Genomic DNA, 21,103 nt, shown 5'->3' with positions numbered 1-21,103 from the left:
ATGACGAGCCCCTTCGCCTCAGACCTTATCCGCAACGTCATCCAGGCGTTCCGGCCACACCGCGAAACCGGGATGATCCTCGCACCAAAGGCCGTGGACACACTCATCAGGAACTTGCGGACAATCGAGGAGCTTGCTCGCGAATATGAGCAGGAGCTGGTGATCCAGATGGAGTTGCGCAAACTTTCATTTACGCCGTCTGAACTGCGCCCCCGTCTCGCCACCGATCGTGTCGACACTCAGATCGGCGGCAATGTCTACCGCCTGCCGACACGGATCCGTGTCATCGAGCACGGCCCGGATGGAGGTGACGCGGCATGAGTGACGATCACATCCTCGTCCTCGCTGAGATCCGCATCCCGCTTGATCGCATCGTCGATCAAGTCGGAGCCGGTGTCTCCAGCACCCTGGTCGGCGCCAGCACCAACCCGAAGAGCGGCACCAAGAAGAGCCGCACCTTCTTCGTCATGCAGCGCGTCGAACAGGTCGTAGCTGCTTTCGATCAACAACAGCTCGCCAGCGGTACCGCTGGCGAGAAGGAAGCCCGCCAGCGCCTGCATGAAGCCCTTCTGCGGCTGCGCACGTCCTACCTCAAGCACAAGGTGTCCTGATCATGGAAGCCGTCATCGTTGAAGAAAAGCCAGAGACCGGCGTGATCGTCATGAACGGTCGCGAGTTCATGACCGATGCGAAGGGACGTCTGGTCCCGCTTGCGAACGTGTCTGCCCAGGACAAGCTGGAAGACGAAACCGTTCGCAAGATCATCGGCTATGCCAAGGAGCTGAGCGCTCAGATCGCGCGGTTCAGGGACCATACGATCGGCGACATGAACAGCTTCGACGCGCTCCTGGCGCAGGAGTACGGCGTGTTCAAAGGCGGGCGTAAGGGCAACAAGACCTACCACAGCTTTGACGGGCTGATGCGGGTCACCCTTCAGGTGGCTGATCAGATCACGTTTGGACCGCAGCTTCAGATCGCCAAGACCCTCATCGACGAGTGCCTGAACGAATGGTCCGCTGACAGCCGCCCAGAAATCCAGGCGATCGTCACCCGCGCCTTCAACACCGACCAAGAAGGCAAGATCAACAAGAGCGAGCTGTTCATGCTGCTCCGCCTCGACATCCCTGACGATCGCTGGAACCGAGCCATGGACGCGATCCGCGCCTCCATGCGGGTCACTGGCTCCAAGGAATACGTCCGTTTTCACTATCGCGAAAAAGTCGAGGACAGATGGATGCCGATCACCATCGACCTCGCTAACGCCTGAAGGAGGCTCCGATGAACAGCACTGTAATGGATACCGCGAAGCTCATCGAAGGCGGCCTGCAGGCGCTGCCGCCCTACGTCGATGATCGGGGCGTGAGTGCCTGGGAGGAAAGCTTTGCCCGCCGTCGCAAAGCGTCACGCCAGTTGATGCTCGATGCGATCGAGCAATCGGGCGGCGGCAAGTATACGGGCGATATCGGCAACCACCGGCTGGAGATCGCTGGCGTCGCCGTCGTTGGTCGTACTGCCTATGAGCAGCTCATGAGCGGCTGGCTTGTTGCAGCCAACGCAGTGGCAGGTGCGGCATGACCGAACTCACCCGCAGGGAGCATATCCTCGCCGCCGCAATCGAGTATTTTAAAGACGATGGCCATCAACTGGCGGTCCATGAAGGCGAGACCTATGCCCGCTTGGTCGCGAAGGCCGGCAGCTGCACCATCATCCTTCTCGAGATCAATCTCGATACGCTGGCGAGCCAGATCGACAGGAGGCTGAAATGACCTCCTCGATCGCCGCCATCCACGTTGCCAAGAAGCAACTCGGCCTGGACGAAGATACCTACCGGGCCAAACTCACCAACATCACCGGCAAGTCGTCGGTGAAGGACATGACCGAGCAGGAGCGGCAGCGCGTCCTGACCGTTCTCCGGAACGACGGCTTCAAGCCGGCTGAAGGGAAAGAGAAGGCCAAGGGGCTGTCAGGCAAATATGCCAAGAAGCTCCAAGCTCTCTGGATCGCCGGCTACAATCTCGGAGTCGTCAAGGACCGTCGGGACGCGGCTCTGCTCGCTTTCGTCAAGCGGCAGACTGGCCTCGATCACACTCGGTTCCTGCACTACGCAGACGACGGCCGGGCCGCGATCGAGGCGCTGAAGGGCTGGCTGAAGCGGGAGGCCGGCGTCGGTTTCGGCAATACCAACGGATACGATTGGCTGCAGCGCGACGGTGCAAAGATCGCCTGGGCGCAGTGGCGCATTCTTTATCCAGGTGCGGGCCTCATCACCCGCCAGGGCTTCGACCAGGAAGCCATCCGGCTTTCAGGCCGGGCTGATGCTCAGGTGCTGAGCCACCTCGTGGACAGCGACTGGCAGCGGGTGATGAACGCTCTCGGCAGCCAAGTGCGTGCGGCGAAAGGCGGTGCGTGATGGCGAAGCTTCGTTGCACCCACTGCGGCCAGCCCATGGGCGATTTCTCCAAGATCGACGTTGCCAATCTCACCCGCAACGAGGTGCTGATCGTCGAGGCGTTGGTTGAGGCGAACCATCGTCTGACGTCGATCGATGTTCTCATCGAGAAGGTGTGGGGCCACTGCCCGAATGGCGGGCCTCTCAGCGCCGCTGAAGGAATCCGCACACACATCTGCCACGCCCGCAAGAAACTTGAGAAAGCAGGCTGGACCATCCGTGTCCAGAAGGGCCACGGCTACCGCCTGGAGCGTCTTGTGGCTGGAAAGGCGGTGGCGTGATGAAGTTGAGCGAACAGATTGAGACAGCCTTGGATTTGTTTTGGCATGCTGCTTACGAGCAGGGACGAGATCAACGAGACCATGACGACGAAGACGGCACAGCTCAGAAGGCTGAAGAAGAATTACGAAGAGCAATCAGCGATGCTCTTGCCGCGGCTTCGGCCCTCACGCCCTTATCACATGTGGCGGTGACTTACACCCAGGCGGAATGCGATGAAATGTGCGAGATCGCAGAGCGCGACGGCTACGAAAAGGCCGTGCAGGAGATCGACCAGCTAACCGGGGGCGACGGCGAATACCGCGTCTCAATGCTGGTGGGTGGCGGCGTTGATGACGAACGCCATACGCCTGATGCGACTTCCATGATCCGGCGCATCGTTGATCGCTTCGAAACGCTCAACCTACTTCACGACGCTGAGAAGACCGGCCGCGATCAGGAGTGGGGCGACAACGCCCCCGCGCCCGTATCGAATTTGGTGCCTTGCCCCTGCACGTTGATCGAGCAGGACGAAGACTGCCCCATTGGCTATCCCTCCCTACTTTGCGGCATCTGCGAAGGCAAAGGCCACACGACGCAAGAGCAGGTTACGGCGCTGGCTTGCGAGATGATCAAGATCGCCAGCGACATCGGCGAGCCGGAAGATCCTTACGCCGCCTGGGAGAGCGTCGACCTTATCAAAAGCCAACACGGGCAGCTTCGCCGAGCACTGAAACTGGCGATCGACCACATCGAGCACATGGCCGCTCACTTCTCAAATCTCGGCACGGGCTATTCGTTCGAAAGCCTCGGTGAGGATATGCCGAGCATCAAAGCCGCCCTCTCCACCATGGAGGGCGCGACCGATGGACGCTAAGCAGCTCCACATCCTGCAGCACTCGCTTGGCCTCGACGAGTACGGACGCGGCACGTTCTACCGGAACCATTTCGTGACCGGTGAAGGCAGCAAAGACCACGCGGACTGCATGGCCCTCGTCAGGGTTGGCCTAATGACCGTCCGGACTGGCAACGCCTTGAGCGGCGGCGATGAGGTGTTTCGGGTGACCGACGCCGGCAAGGCCGCAGTCGCTGAACACAGCCCATCTCCGCCAAAGCTCACCCGCAGCCAGCAAAACTATCAGGACTGGCTGAACTACGACAGCAGCCTGTCCTTCATCGAATACGTGAAGATGAAATCGCACCTTCGCGCCAAGGAGGCCGGAAGAGCATGACGAAAACTGTCACACACGAAGAGGCAGCCATTGAGACGATGCGCGCGAGCGTGATCCGCAAGGCTATCGGCCCCACAATACTGCTCGGCTCTGGCACATACTTCGATTTCGAAGATCCGGAGAGCAGCGAGATCACCATCGAGGACATCGCCTATGGACTGGCCTTCGAAGGTCGGTGCGCGGGCCAGTGCTTCAGTCGGCTACTGCAGCGGCGCGTGTTCTATTCTGTGGCGCAGCATTGCGTCCTGATGAGCCTGATGGTGCCGCCGGAGCTTCAACTCCAGGCACTGATGCACGAGGTGGGCGAAGCGGTCTGCGGCGACATGACTGCGCCGCTCAAGTCCTTGAACCCATCCTTCAAGGCGATCGAGAAGCGGTGCGAAGCGGCAATCCTCAAGAGGTTCGGGATCACCATGACCGACCGCGTGGCGCTCAAGCAGGCTGACGTTCGAATGCTGGCGACTGAGCGGCGCGACCTGCTGCTGTGGCGGGGTGAGAAATGGTCTCTGACCGACATTGAGCCCTATGATTTTCACATTTCGCCATGGTCGCCAGAACAAGCGGCCGAGGCGTTCCTTGCCAGATACGCTGAACTGACCAAGAACCCATCGCCCCAATCGAGGGAGGTGTTGTGATGGTCGCCTACGGCTTCAAGGCATACTTTGCCTCGCAGATCGAGGACGGAGCCAAGGTCCACACCATCCGGGGCCATCGTCGCCGCCACGCCCATGTCGGCGAGCCGGTACAGCTTTTCACCGGCCTGCGCACCCGCCATTGCCGGAAGATCATCCCGGACCCGATCTGCATCGCTGTCCTGCCGGTCGTGATCATGTCGTCGGACCTGATAGAGGCAGGCATCGCTTACATTGAGGTCGACGGGACGCCGCTGCACCGGGATGAGATCGAGGCCTTTGCCGTGTCCGACGGTTTCGATCCAGCCCGCCTGAATGGCATCGCACCGGCCAAGCTGATCGGGTCCACCGCTCGCGAAACCATGGGCCGCTTCTGGGCAGCCGAAAACCCCGGCTCGATCTTCCAGGGCGTGATCATCCGTTGGGAGGTCCGACCCTGATGGCCCGTGCGCTGCCGCTCTTCGACGCCATGGAGCTGGACAAGATCCGGCGCGAGCGCCTTGAGCTGCAGCGCAAGCTTCAACGCGGCGGTGTGGAAGCTCGCACGCGCATTCACCGGGAAGAGCAGCTGCGCGTGCTTACCGCCCGACAGATCGAGATCGAGCTTCGCCTCGGAATAGCGGGGAAGAGATGAGCACTCTTCAAGGCATCCTTGCCGACATCGCGGATATCGCTGGCATCGACGCGGCCTATGAAGTGGCGCGAAGCCACGGCGGCACGAGGGTTTCGATTCCGCCTCGCGCAGTCCAAGGCCATTGGCTGACGGAGCTGCTCGGGTTTGAGACGGCCGACAAGATCTGCCAGGGTCTTGCGACGCTCGATCCGGATGGAAAGCTCCGTGGTGTCCAGAATGAGATCATTCCGCGTGGGCCGGCCGCGATCCTGACAGCCGCCCGCCGACGCGCCCAGGAAGCGCTAGACGAGGGCAAGAGCGCCCGCGAGGCGGCGCGTATCGCAGGCTTGCATGAGCGCACGATTTGGCGCATGAAAGCTAAGGAAGACGACGGCCAAGGCAGTCTCTTCTGATCCGGCTGACAGCTGTCAGCCCTCCAAATCCCCCACAGATTGCATAGTCGCTCCAGATCACGGCCAGCCGGCCGTTCGCGCTTCTGGAGCCCATCATGACAAGATCCGTGAGCCCGAAAGGGCGCAAGTTCCTCTACGCTCACGAGGGCGTGGTGAAGAAGGCCTATCGGTGTCCGGCCGGGATCTGGACGATCGGCGCTGGCCTGACCACGTCGTCGGGCGTGATTACCGTCAAGCCTGGCATGGTCATCACCGAGGCCGAGAATGATCGCCTGGTCGATCTCGCCCTGAAGCGCAACTATTTGCCGCGCGTTCTGAAAGCGCTGGGTAATAGCTGTAGCCAGCACGCGCTCGATGCGGGCACGAGCTTTGATTACAACACCGGCAAGATCCACTCGGCCTCCTGGGTCAAATCCTTCCTTGCCAATGATCCTGTCGATACCCGCCGCCGCTTGCTGATGTGGAACAAAGGGAACGGCAAGGTTCTGCCCGGCCTGACACGTAGACGCGGCGAAGAGGCGACGCTTCTGCTCAGCGGCCGCTTCCCGGTCGAAATCGAGCGATCGGTGATCGGCATCCAGACGGCAGCCGACTCCTACGCCGCAATCGTGATCTCGCTGACGACGGCCGAGATCGAGGAGGCCAAGAAGGCGCTGGTGAAGCTGGGCTACAATGCCAGCGCGCCAACCGGTGCCATCGATCGTACGGCCGTCGAGATGTTCCAGAAGGCGCATGACCTGACCGTCGACGGCAAGGTCGGCATGGCCACGCTCGCCACCCTTCAACGCGAACTCGACGCCCGCTCGAAGGCCACTCAAGGCTCCTTCGCAACAGCCGGCGGCGCTGGTGTTGTCGGCGGTGACCAGGTGGCAGGAGCTGTCACCGGGCCGGCGCCGGTCGATCCCACGGCCGTGGCCCCCGATCAGATGGCCACCATCGTCGGCCTCGGCATCGCAGCCGTCTCCGTCGTCTATCTCGCCTGGCAGGCTTATCGCTACCGCGACGTGATCGCGGCGCGCATCGGCGACAAGGCTCCTCGTCTCACCGCTTTCCTCCGGAGCTTCTGACATGTCTGCATCCGCAGTTATCCTCGGCATAGCCGCCAAGATCGGGGCTCCGTTCATCAAAAGCATCATCGAAAAGAAGATTGGCGGCGTGAGCGGCGATCTGGCCGGCGCCGTCGTCGACGCCGTCGCCGAGAGGGCTGGTGTCGCACCCGATCAGCTATCGGCGGCACCCGTCAGCAAGATCGAGGAGGCCGTGCGCCAGGTCGAGGCGCAGGCGCCCGAAATGGTCGCGCTCTATGAAGCGGGTTTGAAGGGACAGTTCGAGCTGCTTCAGGCCGAGCTGCAGGAGGGGTTCTGGCAGAGCGCCTGGCGCTGGGGCTGGATGTATCTGCTCGCATTCCTCTGGGTCTGCGCCTTCCTGCTTTTCCCGGTGCTGAAGGCCTTCGGCATCGCGCTCGACCCGATCGACAGCGCCACCCTCATGACGCTCACTGGCTGGTTCATCAGCCTCTACATGGGCGGCCATACCGTGAAGGAGATCGGTCGCCAGGCGGTCGAAGCGGTCAAGACCTGGCGGGGTCCGCATGTACAGTGATTTTGACCGTGAGATCGGCGAGGAGCGTGTCGAGCAGGAGCGCCAGGCGCGCATCAGGGCAGCCAGCGCCGCACTGAAAGCCGAAGGCCGCGAAGAGTGCGACTGCGGCGCAACCATCTCCGCCGCGCGCCGCCGTGTCTACCCATCCGCCACCCGTTGCCTGGAATGCCAGCAGATTGCCGAGAAGGAAGCATACTTAAGATGACCCCAGCCGAAATCTCTCAATACCTCGGGCTGGCGCTCGCAATCATTGCCCTTCTTGGACATGCCAAGGGCTACTTCTCATCCGGTGAAAAACAGCTCTCCAAGGACGTGGCAGCCCTCAGGGAAGAGGTCGAAGATTGCCAGAACGAGCTGGTCGGCCAGGCCCGGCGTATCCAGACGATCGAAGGCGAGATGAAGCATCTCCCCGACCGGGAAGCACAGCACCGGATGGAGCTGCAGCTAGCCGAGATGAACGGGAAATTCGCCGCCCTTGAGGAGCGACTGCGACCGATCGCGCAGGTCAGCATCCGCCTTCAGGAATTCATGCTGGAGCAGGCTAACAAGTCATGATGAGGATTTCGATGGAAGAGGAAGCGCGGCTGGCCATCCTGAAGGAGCTGGCCAAAGAGGACAACAAGGCCATGTCGTCGGCCCGGATGCAGGGCTTTCTGCTGACGGGCTTTCTGATCGACAAGCCGCGCGAATGGGTTGAGGCTCAGTACCAATATCTCAAGGATATGGGTGCCGTATCCGTTGTGTCGCGTGACACTGTCAAGATTGCTCGCCTTGAGGCGCGAGGCCAGCATCATTTGACGGGCCTTATCAATATTCCCGGCGTCATGCCGACCAGCGCACGGCCGGAGTAAGTGATGGCAGGCCGTGGGCGTCTCTCCAATCTCGACCTTTTGCCTGAAGAAGCGCGCGACGATGTCCTCTGGGCAATCGCCGAGCTGAACAAGCGCGAACGCACGCAAGCCGATATCCACTTTGAACTGAACGACCGTCTGGAAGCGAAGGGCATCGAGACCATCTCGCGCTCGGCGTTCAACCGCAAAGCCATGCGCCTGGCGAAGCGATCGATGCAACTCGAAGAGCGCCGTCACATCTATGCCGGCATTGCCGAGCGGCTGACCCCGGAAGAGATCGGCAATGCAGATCTGGTTCTCGGCGAGTTCCTGAAAACGCTTCTCGACGAGCTGCTCGATGAGGACGGTATCGGGACCAAGGGTGCGATGGAGCTTGCCCGCGCCTACAAGGATACGGTGATGGCGCAGCGGCACTCGGCCGAGCTGCAGGAGAAGGCCGAAGCCAGAGCCAACGCGAAGCTGAAGAAGGCCGTAACCGAGGTCACCGACGTTGTGCGCAAGGCCGGCGTCTCCGACGAAACCATGGACGAGATCAACCGTCGCCTGGGCATTGTCTGATGGGTCGCGCGCTAATCATCCCTGAGAACCCGAAGGCGATCTTTCTGCCCTATCAAAGCAGATGGATCACCGACAATTCGCGGCTGAAGCTGATGGAGAAGGGGCGACAGATCGGCCTCTCCTGGTCGACGGCTTATGCCACGGTTTCGCGGACTTCGCTGATTTCGGCCCGCCATGATCAATGGGTGTCTTCCCGTGATGATATTCAGGCGCGGCTCTTCCTCGAAGACTGCAAGCTGTGGTCCGGAAATCTTGATCTCGCCGCTCGCGACATGGGCGAAGTCGCCCTGGACGAAGAGGGCAAGCACACGGCTTACACGCTGCGTTTTGCCAACGGCAAGCGGATCAATTCCATGTCTTCCAATCCGGACGCTCAAGCCGGTAAGCGTGGCGGCCGCGTTCTCGACGAGTTCGCACTACATCCCGATCCGCGCAAGCTCTGGACGATCGCCTATCCTGGTATCACCTGGGGCGGCTCGATGGAGGTCATCTCTACCCATCGCGGCAGCCACAATTTCTTCAACGGCCTTGTTCGTGAGGCCCGAGAAAAGGGAAACCCTAAGAGGATCAGCCTGCACCGCGTCACCCTTGAAGACGCCTTGAACGACGGCTTTCTCTACAAGCTTCAACAGTCGCTGCCAGACGATGATGAACGCCAGGAGATGACCGAGGCGCAATACTTCGACTGGGTCAAATCCGGTGCTGCCGACGAGGAGAGCTTTCTCCAGGAATACATGTGCCAGCCGGCAGACGACGACGCGGCGTTCCTGGAATACGACCTGATCGCTGCCAGTGAATACCCTGAACGAATGGACTGGCAGACGATCGAAGGCCGCAATCTGTTTGCCGGCGTCGATATTGGCCGCAAGCATGACCTGACGGTGCTCTGGGTTGTCGAGGTTCTGGGTGACGTCGTCTACACGCGGCACATCGAAACTATGAAGAACATGAGCAAGCCGAACCAGGAGAAGATCCTGTGGCCCTGGCTTGAGAAGTGCGTGCGCAGCTGCATCGATGCGACCGGCCTGGGGATTGGCTGGGCGGACGACGCCCAGGCGAAGTTCGGCAGCTATGCCGTGGAGGCCGTGACCTTCACCACGAAGGTGAAAGAGGCGCTTGCCTACCCTGTCCGGTCTTACATGGAGGAACGCACCCTTCGCATTCCCTATGATCGTGAGATCCGGGCAGATCTGCGATCGGTCACCAAGCAGGTTACCGCCGCCGGTAATGTACGGTTCACGGCGGAACGAACACCAGACGGTCACGCGGACCGTTTCTGGGCTCTGGCCCTAGCCTTGGAGGCCGCTAAGGGTTCTCATGGCGAATATGCATATCAGTCCGTCAAGGACCAGCCCCGCGCCAGCCGAGCGACAGACGACGACGATGACGACACAGAATTCGGGAGACGGCATTGGTAGAGCGCAAATCATCCATCCTCGGGCCGGACGGCAATCCGATCGTCATTCGCACTCTGTCCCAGGAAGTCGCGACACCGACGATCGCGGGCGTTCGCCGCACCCATGAAGAGCGGGTCGCGGCCGGGCTAACCCCGGAGCGGCTCGGCACCATCCTGCGCGATGCGGCCGAGGGCAATGCTCGTTCCTATCTCACCCTCGCCGAGGAGATGGAGGAGCGCTATCTCCACTACGCCTCCCAGCTTCAGACCCGGCGTCTGGCGATCGAGAGTGTCGACTTCACGATCGAGTCGGACGGCGTCTCCTCCAAGATCGTCGATGCAGTGACGGAGCTGATCCACGACGACGGCTTCAATGAGGCGCGCGGTCATCTGCCCGACGGTATCTCGAAGGGCTACGCCGTCGTCGAGATGATGTGGGAATACGAGCGCAAGGCGCTTCGACCTGTCCAGTACATAGATCGGGATCCGCGCTTCTTCCAACTCGATCGCATGACGCTGCGCAGTCTGCGCCTGGCCGTCGACGGCTCGTTCGAAGGCGAGCAGCTGCCCGAGGCGAAGTTTATCCGACATATGCCGCGCACGAAGCTCGGTCTGCCCTTGCGCCGAGGCATGGCGCGGCCTGCCGCCTGGGCCTACCTCATCCAGCAGTTCACCCTGCAGGATTGGGCTGCCTTCTCCGAGGTCTACGGCATGCCTCTCCGGGTCGGCAAATACAATGCCAGCGCAAGCCCCGCCGACAAGCGGACGCTGCTGAAGGCCGTCGCCTCGATCGCCAATGATGCCGCCGCCATCATTCCCCAGGGCATGGACATCGAGTTCCACGAAGTGAACGGCACGAATGGCGCTGCCGTCTTCTCCGGCCTGCTCGACTATGTCGACAAGCAAATCTCCAAGCTGATCGTCGGCCAGACCATGACCAGCGACGATGGTTCTTCGCTTGGCCAGGCCAAGATCCACAACGAGGTCCGCCTCGATATCCTCCGGGCCGACTGCAAGCAGGTCGCGGCCACGATCAACCGCGACCTGATCAAGCCCTTCGTCGATATGAACTTCGGCGTCCAGGACAAGTATCCGCTCGTCGAGCTGCCGGTACCAGATCCCGAAGACGTAAAGGCGCTGGCCGACAGCCTCGGCACGTTGGTGCCGCTCGGTTTACGGGTGAAGCAGACCGAGATCCGCGAGAAGCTCGGTCTTTCTGATCCAGCTGATGACGACGAACTCCTGGTCGCACCGGCACCGAAGGCAGCGGCACCCGAAGCCGACAAGACGGCGCCAGAGCAAAAACCCGCACCGGAGGCTAAGCAGGAGAAGGAAAAACCGGCCGAGGATGTAAAGGCGAAGGTCGCGGCGCTGTCGGCCATTGTCTCTGACCACAAGCGCGCCTGCCGCTGCGGTGCCTGCACCTCACTGCTCGCAGCGGAGGCCGGAGAGCCGGAGGCGCTTGACCAGGTAGAGGCACTGTTCGCGTCTGCCATGGACGATTGGGAGGCAATGGCCAGCCCGATCATCGCACCGATCGCCGAGATCATCGAGAAGGCGGGAAGCTTTGAAGAGGCGACAAGCATGCTTCAAACGCGCTTCCCGGACGCTTCGAAGCTCGCCGATCGGCTCGGCCGGCTCACCGCGATCGCGCGCGGCGTCGGCGATATCGTGGACTGACGATGGCAGAGCGCAAGAAGTTCGCAGTTCCTGCCGAGGTCACCGGCTACTTCGACGGCAAGGTCTCTACGCCGGCCTTCTCCTGGGCCGATGTCTGGGCGGAGGAGCATGCCTACAAGTTCACGGTTGCCAAGGCCGTCGAGCTCGACGTGCTGAACGCCTTCCGATCGACGATCTCGACCGCGATCTCAGAGGGTCAAGGCTTTGAGCGCTGGAAGCCGCAGATCGAGAAAGAGCTGACCAGGCTCGGCTGGTGGGGACCGCGCATGGTCACCGATCCGACCGGTGTCCAGCCCGACCGGATGGTGAACTTCGCGAGCGATCGCCGGCTGAAGACAACATTCTGGGCGAACATGAACTCGGCGCGCGCTGCCGGCCAGTGGGAGCGGGCGCAGCGCTCGAAGCGAGTGCTCCCCTATGTGCTCTACGTCCGGACCACGTCTGGTGACCCGCGCGTCGAGCATCTGCAATGGGTCGGCCTCATTCTACCGATCGACGACCCGTTCTGGACAACCCACTGGCCGCCGAACGGCTGGCAGTGCAAATGCCAGGTGCGAATGATCTCCGCCCGCGAGCGCGATCGCATCCTCGGTACCGAGCGCGTCATCGGTCAGGATTCGGACGGCAATGACATCAAGATCCGCTACACCGATCAGGTGCCAGATCTCGGACCTGACCTTCAGTACCGCAACCGGCGCACCGGTGAGATCTCGATCGTGCCGCCGGGGATTGATCCTGGCTGGCAGACAAACCCCGGTCTGGCGCGCGCTTCGACGCTCGTGCAGAACCTGGACACCAAACTTGCAGCGGCTGCGCCCGAGGATGCAAACCGTGTGCTCAAGGATCTCTGGTCGGATCCATACCTGAGGATTGCGCCGCGACTTCCCCAGGCATTCGCCTTGCCGGCCGGTCACAATACCGGCGTCGCGGCTGAGCTTGGTGCTTCATCGCCAGTCATCTCGATCACGGGGGAGGCGATCGGGACGTTGCTCGGCGCCGGTCTCGACATCGACGATCTCTCTGTTCTGCCCGATGTGCTTTCCTCGACAGCGGTGAAAAGCTACCCGACAGACGAACGTCCGGAGATCGAGATCATCGCCCGCCTGGGATCGGTGATCTGGCGGAGCATTCTTCGGCTTGCCCAGGGCGGCCTGATGCGCATCGAACGGCTTGAACAGGGCGACAAATAGGAAGGCCACAGACGCGCTTGACGCCCCTCGGACGGGCGGTGGGCCGCAGCTGACCCTGAAAACGCGCCCACGGGCTTTGAAGAGGCTTCGAAAACGGATCGGGGCTTGATCCTATCCCCCGGTCAGGGTTAGATGCGCGCATGTGAGGTGATCGCCCCTTCAGCGGGCCTCCTCATGACAGGCTGACAGATGTCAGCCTCAAGGCGGCAAAGAACGGTGGCAGTTTGCCGCCATGTTCACGAAATCGCCGACACTCACCCTATCGACGCTCGCTCCTGCTGTCCCCGGCATTGCCGAGGCCATGACCGGCCTGACCGTCCTCGATGCCTATCTTGCCGATCCGACCGCCGCTGCCAAGCAGGTTGGCCCGGAATGGATCAAGCTCACCCCGCGCGGAAAGTTCACCGCCCGCGATGGCCGCGTCTTCGATGTGGACCCCGAGCTGCTGGCCGCGCGCTTCGTCCAGGACGGCGTCGATCTGCCTGTCGATATCGATCATGCGACGGTGAAGAAGGCCATGTTCGGAGAGGCGGCCCCGGCTGTCGGCTGGATCTCGAAGCTCGAAGCCCGCGCCGATGGCCTCTACGGCAAGGTCGAGTGGCTGGCCGATGGTCTGGCCGTGCTCGCGGCGCGGACCCACCGCTACATTTCTCCCACCCTTAAACACGACGAGAACGGCAAGGCCTACTGGCTGCATTCGGCCGCGCTCGTCGCTGCGCCGGCTGCTTCGATGGCGGCCGTCGCATCGGCTGACCTTTCAACTCTCAAGGAACCCACCATGCTGAAAGCCATTGCTGCAGCCCTCGGCCTTTCCGAGGACGCGTCCGAGGCCTCGTGCCTTTCTGCCGTCACCAATCTGAAGGCCCGCATCGATCCTGCGGTTCACCAGGCCGCACTCGACCAGGTGAAGACGCTGTCGGCTGATCTCGACGCCCGCAACGCGGCCGACCACCAGGCCAAGGTCGATGCGCTGCTCGACGGCGCGCTGAAGGAAAAGAGGATCGTGCCGGCGCAGCGTGATCAGTACGCCGCCCTCTGCGCGACCCCTGAAGGCCTCGTCCAGGTCACGGCGCTGTTTGCCACCCTGACCGCGACGCTCAGTGCCTCCGGTCTCGACGACAAGCGGCCCGGCGAAAAGACCGCCACACTGACGGCCGAGGACCGCGAGGTCATGCGGATGATGGGTCTCTCCGAGGAGGACTATCGCAAACACAACGGCCTGACGGCTGCCTGAAAAGCCCCAAGATCTGGAGAGTGACATGACCGCATTGAGCCAGGCCCGCCGCGTGATCCGCACCGAGGGCCGCCAGTCCAACCCGCCCGTCAAGGGCGCAACCACCATCCACCAGGGCGCCCTTGTCGTGATGGACACAGGTCTCGCCGTTCCCGGCCGCACGGCTGTCGGCCTGATCGCTCTCGGCATCGCACAGGAGACCGTGGTCAACTCCGGCGCTGACGGTGCGACGAAGGTTCCTGTCGAGCGCGGTACCTTCGACTTTGCCAATCACGGCGCGGATGCCGTGACCGAGGCTGATATCGGCAAGGATTGTTTCATCGTTGATGACCAGACGGTGGCCAAGACTTCCGGCGGCAACACCCGCTCGATCGCGGGCAAAATCATCGAACTCGACAGCGGGCGTGTCTTCGTTCGCGTCGGTTCCTAAGCTCTCCAGAAAGGACTGACCATGGCCCGCGTGATTACAGCCGCCATCCTCGCCGCCGCACAGCGCGGCTTCAAGACTGCCTTCCAGGGGGCGTTCAGCAGCACGCCCAGCATGTATGCCTCGGTCGCGACGATCATCAACTCGAATACGCGTGAGGAGGTTTACGGCTGGCTCGGAGACTTCCCGAAGATGCGCGAGTGGATTGGCGATCGCCAGTTCCAGACGATGAAGACGCACAGCTACAGCATCGTCAATCGCAAGTTCGAGGGCACGGTGACCGTTGCTCGTGACGACATCGAGGATGACCGCCTCGGCCTCTACACACCACGCTTCGAGATGATGGGGCAGTCGGCGGCACAGCATCCGGATGAAATTGTCTTCGACCTGATCAACTCGGGTTTCACGTCGCTCTGCTACGATGGACAGAACTTCTTCGACACCGATCACCCGGTCGGCAAGGAAGGCGCCCAGGTTTCCGTTTCGAACATGCAGGCCGGCTCCGGCGAGATGTGGATCCTCGCGGACCTCTCCCGTCCGCTGAAACCCTTCGTCTTCCAGAAGCGCCGTGACTACGCCTTCACGACCAAGGAAGACGGTGCAACGTCCGACCATGTGTTCATGCGTGACGAATACATCTACGGCGTTGATGCGCGCGTCGCGGCCGGTTTTGGTTTCTGGCAGATGGCTTTCGGCTCCAAGGCCGAGCTGAACGAAGCGAACCTGCGCGCGGCTTACGTCGCCATGACGGAGTTCACTGACGACGAGGGGCGCAAGCTCAACATCGCGCCAACTCATCTGATCGTCGGCAACACCAATCACTTCAAGGCGCGTGATGTCCTGCTCTCCAAGGAGATCAACGGCACCACCAACACCAACCAGAACCTCGTGCAGATCATGCACGCGCCGCGTCTCGGCTAATCCACGGACCCTTGGGGGGTGCGGCGAGCGATCCGGTGGCCCGAGTAGTTTGCGGGCCACCGGGTTTTCCGGAAAGCGGCAGGGGTTGCCCCTTTCCCGAGAACCCGAAGTGCAAAGATCAGGAGAACCTCATGTCGAAGCGTCCCCAGGCAAAGAAGGTCGCCAAGTCGACCGAAGAAGAAACCTTGAACGGCTCGAACACGCTGCCGGCGCTCATTGAGATTGCCGAGGGCCAGGCGCTCCAGCTGGGCTCGGTCGTGGGCGTGGCTCACACGCTGTCTGGTCTCGCCGTCGATGCCTGGAACGCGCTTTCCGAAGTCGATCGTGATGAACGGCTGAACACTGTCATCGCAGACATCAAGGCTGCCCACGCTGCGGACGCGCTGCCGGAAGAAATCAAGGGCAAGCTGGTCGATCCCTCGACCGGAGCCCTGCTGGCAGATCCAGAGGAGCCGCAGGAATTCGAGATGATGGTTGCCGAACAGGTGCTGATCGTCTCCGCACCTGGTGGCCCGCGCCGTCGCGCCGGCTTCAGCTTCGGTCCGGTCCCGGTGGAACTCCGCGCGGAGGATCTGGGCGATGATCCGGCTGTGGTCTTGGAACTGTTGCGCGGCGATCCGTTGCTGAAGATCGACGGACGCTTCGAAGAGCGCCCGGCAGACGAGGACTGATCAGGAATACCGAGCGAAAGCATCCGGCGACAACGGTCAGGCCACCCGCTGAAGAACTGAAACGGCGGATCTGATGACGGGAGATGCGAGTAGGCGAGGCCCGCGCGCACGGTGCCTGCAACGTCTGACAATGGACGTGACAGTCGGGAGAGACCGGCAACCAAAATTCAAGAGGACACCATGCAGCCCTACGCCACCATCGCAGACATCGAAGCCCGGTTCCGCGATCAGCTCACGCTGGTGGCTGCTGACGAACAGACCGGCTTGCGCGATGATCTGCGCATCGAGAAGGGGCTCCTCGACGCCTCGATCGAGATCCGCGGCATACTTGCCGGCCGCTATTCGCCGGCTGAGCTTGCTAGCCTCGATGCCGACTCGCTTTCGCTGCTGCGGCTCTATTGCATCGACGTCGCCTTCTACCGGATCGCGCTCGATTTCTCGCGGTCGAGCGAGAACATCAAGGAACGCTACGACCAGACCATCAAGCGGCTGGAACAGATCGCGGCCGGCAAGGGTGCGCTGACCACGACCATGCCGCCAGCCGGTGGCGACGGCGGTGGCGATGTCGGCGAGATCGGTCAGAATGAAGTCGTACTGCAGGCGCCGGAGCGCGTGTTTACTCGTGGTCGGTTGGGCAGCATATGAGCACCTCGATCATCATCGATGTCACCGACCTGGACGAAGCTTTCCTTCGCCTTCGTCCCATCTTCGAGTTTGAACCGACCGAGCTGATGACGGCGATCGGCGCGCTGGGCGAAAGCCAGACACGTCGGCGCATCGAAGAGGAAAAGACCGCGCCCGATGGTACGCCGTGGAAGCCCAACACGAAGGGCACCTCGATCCTCATGGAAACCGGGCAGCACCTGCTGTCGTCGCTGGTCTGGACGGCGTCGGCCGACCAGGCTGAATGGGGCGCCACCTGGGAATATGCCCATGTTCACCAGGACGGCATGACGATCGTGCCGAAGAACGGCAAGGCGCTGGTCTTTGCGCTCGGCGGAAACACAATTTTCGCCAAGGAGGTCACGATCCCGCCGCGTCCTTTCGTTGGCCTGTCCGATGACAACATCAAGGAGATCATCGACGTTGTCACTGACCACTTCGGAGTGATGCAATGATTGCGCCGAAGCCCCTCGATCAGCTTCTTGCCACCGATGCACTCGGGCCGCTCCAGGCTGCGATCGTCTCGACGCTTGCCACGCTCAACCCGGGCGTGACCGTCGTCGCTCATCCGGGCAAGGTCGATATCTCCGAGCTGGTGAACAAGACAGTGGTCAAAGCGCCTGGTCTCGGGATCGGCTTCTCGAAGATCAAGACCGGCCAGCAGGCCGAGGGTCATTTCTGGCTGGCGATCGAATGGGTCGCCTATGTTGTTGCCGAAGCCAAGGTGGTCGGCAATCGCCGCATCGAGAAGGAGGCTGTCGGTCTCGCGATCGGCGGTCGGGTGCTGGAGATCCTGGCTGACCTTCAGACCTCTCTCTGGGGCCGCACCGGCGTGCTGCCACCCGAGACTACGCCTCCGGCAGAACTGAAGCCGCTGTTCACGATCAAGGATCAGTCACAGGGCGTGGCTTACTACACTGTCACCTGGACCCAGATCATGGCTGACCAGGGCGCAAGCGTCTTCCCCGAGCATGTGGGCCGCTACAACGAAGAGACTGGCCTGATCGACTACGAAGAAGGCCGGATGATCAACGAGCTCGGCCCCTGGATCCCGGCTGTCGAGGAGGCGGATGATGCGTGATCCCGTCGCCCTGGAGTTCCGCCGGCAGATGGCGCGGCTTGAAGCGGCCGAGCGCCGCATGTCCATGTTGGTGATCACCGGCAAGGTCGGCCGCGTCGATGGCGACAAGCGCCGGCTGCGGCTGAAGCTCGGCAAGAACTCAAAGGGTGAAGACGTGCTTGGCCCGTGGATCCGCTGGCAGGAGGCCGGCGTCGGCGCGCTCTCGATCCATAGCGAGCCGGCCGAGGGCGAGCAGATGCTGATGCTTTCGACGTCAGGCACGGTCGGCGCCGGCTCGATTGCGATCCCGGCGGCCTTCGACCAGGACAACCCGTCGCCTTCGGCTGCCAGCGACGAGACCGTGATGAAGCGCCAGTCCGGCAAGTTCCACCTGGTCGCACCTGACGGCTTCCTCTTTGAAGGCCCGGTCGAGATCAAGGGCGACTTCCAGGCGCGCGACGGCAGCTTCCGCCACAACGAAAAGAACGTGGGCGACACCCACGGCCACATATCCGCACCTCCGGGCATTCCCGGCGAACCCGTCTGAAGGAGAGACCTATGGCCAAGGCCAGCAGAGCAAAGAGCAGTCCAGCCGAAACAGCAGCCGTCGGCGCACCCGTGGAAACTGGCGCCAAGACGTATGTCGTCACAGAGACGGCTCCACCTCGAGTCGCGGGCAAGCGCGTGAAGGCCGGCGACACCATCACGCTCACCGATGACCAGGCGCGCGCCGAGCTGCTCGCGCTTCACATCCGACCAGAAGCCGTCGAGCCGCCGGCCTCGAACGATGCGTAAAGACATTTTGAAGGGCCTTTGAAACCATGGCAGGCGAGATCCGGTACAGGACAGGCATCGATGCACGGACAGGCCAGATCCTGACCGGGCCGGCACATCTTGCCCAATCCCTCTCAAAGATCTGGCGCACACGCCTCGACAGCCGCGTTATGCTGCTCGCCTTCGGTGCTGATCTGCGCTCGCTGCTTTCCGAGGACCTGACGCCTGCCATCGCGCTCCTCATCTACAATGAGATGGTGGCTTCTGCCGCGCGCTGGGAGCCTGAATATCTGATCACACAGCTCCAGCTCGTGACACTGAGAGATACCGGCACACTCGGGATCCGCGACGGTGGCATCTACTTTCCCGAAGGTCGTTTTGGAAACTATGACGTGGCTGTCGATCTCGGCCTTCGATCCACCACACCAACCGCGCTGGGTGTCTGATGGCCACTATTGACCTGTCAATCTTGCCAAAGCCGACCGTGATCCAGGAGCTGGATCACCAGGCGATCGTCGAGCGCCAGAAGCAGCTCTTCGTGACGCTTTGGAACGAGAAGCGCGTTACCTATCCGGACCTGCCGGAATACACAGTCGAAATGCTTCAAAGCGATCCGTTCGCGATCGACAACGAGGCCGAGAGCTATCGCGAAGTCCTGCTGCGAGCCGAGATCAACGATGTTTTCCGGGCAACGCTCCTTTACTTCGCAAGGGGCGGTAACCTTGACCATCTGGCAGCCTTTTATGACGTGGCCCGCATGCCCGGCGAAGAGGACAGCCGCCTGTTGGACCGTGTGCTGCTGGCAGTCATGGGGCGCTCCACCGGTGGGCCAAAGGAACGCTACCAGGCAATAGCCATGCAAGCGGATCCACGTGTTGCCTGGGCGGAGCCTTACCGCATAGAGCGAAGCCCGCTCATCTATGTGGCTATTTTCTCGACCGAGCCTGACGGCGTGCCCAGTGCCAATCTCTTGGCAATCGTCCAGGCTGCATTGACGCAAGCCGGCGCGCAGCTGGTCGGCGACACGATCATCGTGCAGCCGGCTGTGCGCAAGGTCGTCGACGTGAGAGGCGACATCTGGTTGTTGCCGGATGCAGAGGAGGCAACAGTTGCCCGCGCCGAGCAGAACCTGAAGTCCGCATGGGAGGCCGAGCGCAAGCTTGGACGTGACCTGACGTATGCCTGGCGTTTGTCGAAACTGATGATCTCTGGCGTCCAGAAAGTTGAGCTGGATTCGACTGTCGATGTCGTTGCCGCTCCAACCGAAGCAATTTCGATTGGGAGCATCACCCTTGCATTGCGAGGGAGGGCCTATTGATTTCCTTCCAGCCAGACAGCGCCGACATCTATGAACGTGTGGTCGAACAGTCGCGCGAGCAGCGCTGGGCAATGCTTCGAGCTGCGGTGCCTGCCGTTCGCACAGGTAAGCGGGTGTCGCCTGCTCCAGGCGTTCTGCCTTTCCTGGTCTTTGAGGACGGGCTTGGCATGCTCACGCCCTTCGTCGCCAATGTCTATGATCTGCTCGACGGACGTGGCCGGGACTGGATGGGCAAGCGCGGCACCTATGAAGCCGTTGAGCGCGGACTTGCGTTCCTTGGCCTGACAGCGACCACGGAAGCGGCAGATCACCGCCGCGCCTGGTGGAACTCGACGCAGCTGCGCTTCCCCGATCTGCCGGCCGACGATAGCCCCTTGCTGGGGCGGATCGAGGGGATCATGCAACTCTCGCTGCCGTTCCGGCAGGACTTCCGGCGTGGCGTTCACGAGTACGACATCCCGGCTGCGGAGGGTGACCATACCCGGCTTGATGGCAGCCTGCTTGACTGCGAGAGCGGCATCCGTCTGCCGGGTGGCACTGCTGTCTGGTCATTTGGCCGCAGCAATGAGTTCGAGCACACACTTGATCGTGGCGAGGGAGATGCGATCGGCAACTGGGTCGACCTGCCGGAGAATGGCGGTCTCTCTTGGTCGGAAATGACTTATCCCTGGTCGACCGCAACCTTTGCCTGGTCAGACAATCCCGATGCCCAGCGAAGGAAGCTCATGGCCTCCTGGTTCAATGGGCGGCTTTTGTACCTGAAGCTGATGGATGGCAACGGCAATGTGCTCGGATATCGCCGGGTCAAGTCCAGCCATGCAGTCTCGCCAAGCTTCGATGGCCTGTTTGTGTTTGGCGGCGAGAAATACTCCAAGTCGCCAGATGGTCAGGTCGCCTATGTTGAGTTCATGACCGACTTCGACGACTTCGACGGTGTCGAACTTGCGGCGGTCGAGATCGTGAGTGATGTCGTACTGGCCCACGGGGTCAAGCCGGGTAAGGCGCTCATCCGGCCAGACGAGGTAGTCAAGCAGGCGTCGTTTCCGTCCGGCCGGTTCTGGATGGGAGCGGCTGACTTTCCGTCCTTTGCCTACCGAACAATAACATTGCCGCTTCGGAGAACGGTCCGTGAGCGCTTCAAATTCCTTGTGAGGTTCTGAG

General features: G+C 61.8%; 34 protein-coding genes. All 34 read left to right on the top strand.

What is annotated here, in order from left to right; all coding sequences use genetic code 11:
* Positions 1-321 carry a hypothetical protein gene (locus D4A92_RS19875; protein WP_203016786.1) on the top strand — a complete coding sequence of 107 codons (321 nt, stop codon included), beginning with the start codon at positions 1-3 and terminating at the stop codon, positions 319-321.
* On the top strand, positions 318-611 hold the full coding sequence (locus D4A92_RS19870; RefSeq protein WP_203016785.1) for a hypothetical protein: 294 nt from the start codon (positions 318-320) through the stop codon (positions 609-611). The genes D4A92_RS19875 and D4A92_RS19870 overlap by 4 nt, the downstream gene beginning before the upstream one ends.
* A 2-nt stretch (positions 612-613) precedes the next feature.
* Positions 614-1,267 (top strand): DUF3164 family protein, encoded by a 654-nt coding sequence (locus tag D4A92_RS19865; RefSeq protein WP_203016784.1) that lies wholly within the window; start codon positions 614-616, stop codon positions 1,265-1,267.
* Positions 1,268-1,278: 11 nt separating this feature from the next.
* A complete protein-coding gene (locus D4A92_RS19860) occupies positions 1,279-1,575 on the top strand; it encodes a hypothetical protein (RefSeq protein ID WP_203016782.1) in 297 nt (98 codons plus the stop codon).
* Complete coding sequence (locus D4A92_RS19855; RefSeq protein WP_203016781.1) at positions 1,572-1,766, top strand: hypothetical protein; 195 nt, start codon at positions 1,572-1,574, stop codon at positions 1,764-1,766. The genes D4A92_RS19860 and D4A92_RS19855 overlap by 4 nt, the downstream gene beginning before the upstream one ends.
* Complete coding sequence (locus D4A92_RS19850) at positions 1,763-2,410, top strand: gp16 family protein (protein WP_203016780.1); 648 nt, start codon at positions 1,763-1,765, stop codon at positions 2,408-2,410. The genes D4A92_RS19855 and D4A92_RS19850 overlap by 4 nt, the downstream gene beginning before the upstream one ends.
* Entirely contained in the window at positions 2,410-2,730 is a 321-nt protein-coding gene (locus D4A92_RS19845; protein ID WP_203016779.1) for a helix-turn-helix domain-containing protein, read from the top strand. Before D4A92_RS19850 ends, D4A92_RS19845 begins: the two co-directional genes overlap by 1 nt.
* Positions 2,730-3,584, top strand: coding sequence for a hypothetical protein (locus D4A92_RS19840; RefSeq protein ID WP_203016778.1), 855 nt, complete (start codon positions 2,730-2,732; stop codon positions 3,582-3,584). Before D4A92_RS19845 ends, D4A92_RS19840 begins: the two co-directional genes overlap by 1 nt.
* Positions 3,574-3,939 (top strand): hypothetical protein, encoded by a 366-nt coding sequence (locus D4A92_RS19835; RefSeq protein ID WP_203016777.1) that lies wholly within the window; start codon positions 3,574-3,576, stop codon positions 3,937-3,939. The genes D4A92_RS19840 and D4A92_RS19835 overlap by 11 nt, the downstream gene beginning before the upstream one ends.
* The gene (locus D4A92_RS19830; RefSeq protein ID WP_203016776.1) at positions 3,936-4,574 is read left to right on the top strand and encodes a hypothetical protein; all 639 of its coding nucleotides are present in this window, start codon (positions 3,936-3,938) and stop codon (positions 4,572-4,574) included. Before D4A92_RS19835 ends, D4A92_RS19830 begins: the two co-directional genes overlap by 4 nt.
* Positions 4,574-5,011 (top strand): ASCH domain-containing protein, encoded by a 438-nt coding sequence (locus D4A92_RS19825; protein WP_203016774.1) that lies wholly within the window; start codon positions 4,574-4,576, stop codon positions 5,009-5,011. The genes D4A92_RS19830 and D4A92_RS19825 overlap by 1 nt, the downstream gene beginning before the upstream one ends.
* Positions 5,011-5,205, top strand: coding sequence for a hypothetical protein (locus D4A92_RS19820; protein ID WP_203016772.1), 195 nt, complete (start codon positions 5,011-5,013; stop codon positions 5,203-5,205). The genes D4A92_RS19825 and D4A92_RS19820 overlap by 1 nt, the downstream gene beginning before the upstream one ends.
* Entirely contained in the window at positions 5,202-5,597 is a 396-nt protein-coding gene (locus tag D4A92_RS19815) for a hypothetical protein (protein ID WP_203016770.1), read from the top strand. Before D4A92_RS19820 ends, D4A92_RS19815 begins: the two co-directional genes overlap by 4 nt.
* A gap of 95 nt (positions 5,598-5,692) precedes the next feature.
* Entirely contained in the window at positions 5,693-6,664 is a 972-nt protein-coding gene (locus D4A92_RS19810) for a glycoside hydrolase family protein (protein WP_203016768.1), read from the top strand.
* Between the two features lies 1 nt (position 6,665).
* Positions 6,666-7,199, top strand: coding sequence for a hypothetical protein (locus D4A92_RS19805; RefSeq protein WP_203016766.1), 534 nt, complete (start codon positions 6,666-6,668; stop codon positions 7,197-7,199).
* Positions 7,189-7,404 (top strand): TraR/DksA C4-type zinc finger protein, encoded by a 216-nt coding sequence (locus D4A92_RS19800; RefSeq protein WP_203016764.1) that lies wholly within the window; start codon positions 7,189-7,191, stop codon positions 7,402-7,404. Before D4A92_RS19805 ends, D4A92_RS19800 begins: the two co-directional genes overlap by 11 nt.
* On the top strand, positions 7,401-7,754 hold the full coding sequence (locus tag D4A92_RS19795; RefSeq protein WP_203016763.1) for a DUF2730 family protein: 354 nt from the start codon (positions 7,401-7,403) through the stop codon (positions 7,752-7,754). The genes D4A92_RS19800 and D4A92_RS19795 overlap by 4 nt, the downstream gene beginning before the upstream one ends.
* The gene (locus tag D4A92_RS19790) at positions 7,751-8,050 is read left to right on the top strand and encodes a hypothetical protein (protein ID WP_203016762.1); all 300 of its coding nucleotides are present in this window, start codon (positions 7,751-7,753) and stop codon (positions 8,048-8,050) included. The genes D4A92_RS19795 and D4A92_RS19790 overlap by 4 nt, the downstream gene beginning before the upstream one ends.
* 3 nt (positions 8,051-8,053) lie before the next feature.
* Positions 8,054-8,608, top strand: a complete 555-nt coding sequence (locus D4A92_RS19785) for a phage protein Gp27 family protein (RefSeq protein ID WP_203016761.1) — start codon at positions 8,054-8,056, stop codon at positions 8,606-8,608.
* On the top strand, positions 8,608-10,026 hold the full coding sequence (locus D4A92_RS19780; RefSeq protein WP_203016760.1) for a terminase large subunit domain-containing protein: 1,419 nt from the start codon (positions 8,608-8,610) through the stop codon (positions 10,024-10,026). Before D4A92_RS19785 ends, D4A92_RS19780 begins: the two co-directional genes overlap by 1 nt.
* Positions 10,020-11,684 carry a DUF935 domain-containing protein gene (locus tag D4A92_RS19775; protein WP_203016759.1) on the top strand — a complete coding sequence of 555 codons (1,665 nt, stop codon included), beginning with the start codon at positions 10,020-10,022 and terminating at the stop codon, positions 11,682-11,684. Before D4A92_RS19780 ends, D4A92_RS19775 begins: the two co-directional genes overlap by 7 nt.
* A gap of 2 nt (positions 11,685-11,686) precedes the next feature.
* Positions 11,687-12,874: a phage head morphogenesis protein gene (locus D4A92_RS19770; protein ID WP_203016758.1), complete on the top strand. Its 1,188-nt coding sequence runs from the start codon at positions 11,687-11,689 to the stop codon at positions 12,872-12,874.
* Positions 12,875-13,106: 232 nt separating this feature from the next.
* Positions 13,107-14,108, top strand: a complete 1,002-nt coding sequence (locus tag D4A92_RS19765) for a phage protease (protein WP_203016757.1) — start codon at positions 13,107-13,109, stop codon at positions 14,106-14,108.
* 25 nt (positions 14,109-14,133) lie between these two features.
* The gene (locus D4A92_RS19760; protein WP_203016756.1) at positions 14,134-14,538 is read left to right on the top strand and encodes a hypothetical protein; all 405 of its coding nucleotides are present in this window, start codon (positions 14,134-14,136) and stop codon (positions 14,536-14,538) included.
* Positions 14,539-14,559: 21 nt separating this feature from the next.
* Positions 14,560-15,456 carry a Mu-like prophage major head subunit gpT family protein gene (locus D4A92_RS19755; RefSeq protein WP_203016754.1) on the top strand — a complete coding sequence of 299 codons (897 nt, stop codon included), beginning with the start codon at positions 14,560-14,562 and terminating at the stop codon, positions 15,454-15,456.
* Between the two features lie 131 nt (positions 15,457-15,587).
* On the top strand, positions 15,588-16,127 hold the full coding sequence (locus tag D4A92_RS19750) for a hypothetical protein (protein ID WP_203016752.1): 540 nt from the start codon (positions 15,588-15,590) through the stop codon (positions 16,125-16,127).
* A gap of 180 nt (positions 16,128-16,307) precedes the next feature.
* Positions 16,308-16,772, top strand: a complete 465-nt coding sequence (locus D4A92_RS19745) for a gp436 family protein (protein WP_203016750.1) — start codon at positions 16,308-16,310, stop codon at positions 16,770-16,772.
* The gene (locus tag D4A92_RS19740; RefSeq protein ID WP_203016749.1) at positions 16,769-17,245 is read left to right on the top strand and encodes a phage virion morphogenesis protein; all 477 of its coding nucleotides are present in this window, start codon (positions 16,769-16,771) and stop codon (positions 17,243-17,245) included. The genes D4A92_RS19745 and D4A92_RS19740 overlap by 4 nt, the downstream gene beginning before the upstream one ends.
* A complete protein-coding gene (locus tag D4A92_RS19735; RefSeq protein ID WP_203016748.1) occupies positions 17,242-17,871 on the top strand; it encodes a hypothetical protein in 630 nt (209 codons plus the stop codon). Before D4A92_RS19740 ends, D4A92_RS19735 begins: the two co-directional genes overlap by 4 nt.
* Positions 17,864-18,397 (top strand): phage baseplate assembly protein V, encoded by a 534-nt coding sequence (locus tag D4A92_RS19730; protein WP_203016747.1) that lies wholly within the window; start codon positions 17,864-17,866, stop codon positions 18,395-18,397. Before D4A92_RS19735 ends, D4A92_RS19730 begins: the two co-directional genes overlap by 8 nt.
* An 11-nt stretch (positions 18,398-18,408) precedes the next feature.
* Positions 18,409-18,645: a hypothetical protein gene (locus D4A92_RS19725; RefSeq protein WP_203016746.1), complete on the top strand. Its 237-nt coding sequence runs from the start codon at positions 18,409-18,411 to the stop codon at positions 18,643-18,645.
* 26 nt (positions 18,646-18,671) lie between these two features.
* Positions 18,672-19,070 (top strand): GPW/gp25 family protein, encoded by a 399-nt coding sequence (locus D4A92_RS19720; protein ID WP_203016745.1) that lies wholly within the window; start codon positions 18,672-18,674, stop codon positions 19,068-19,070.
* Positions 19,070-19,942, top strand: coding sequence for a baseplate J/gp47 family protein (locus tag D4A92_RS19715; RefSeq protein ID WP_203016744.1), 873 nt, complete (start codon positions 19,070-19,072; stop codon positions 19,940-19,942). The genes D4A92_RS19720 and D4A92_RS19715 overlap by 1 nt, the downstream gene beginning before the upstream one ends.
* Entirely contained in the window at positions 19,939-21,102 is a 1,164-nt protein-coding gene (locus tag D4A92_RS19710) for a phage tail protein (RefSeq protein ID WP_203016743.1), read from the top strand. The genes D4A92_RS19715 and D4A92_RS19710 overlap by 4 nt, the downstream gene beginning before the upstream one ends.
* Position 21,103 lies beyond the last annotated feature (1 nt).

It is taken from the genome of Rhizobium rosettiformans (assembly GCF_016806065.1).
Taxonomy (GTDB): Bacteria; Pseudomonadota; Alphaproteobacteria; order Rhizobiales; family Rhizobiaceae; genus Allorhizobium.
This window is presented reverse-complemented; position numbering and strand designations above follow the sequence as displayed.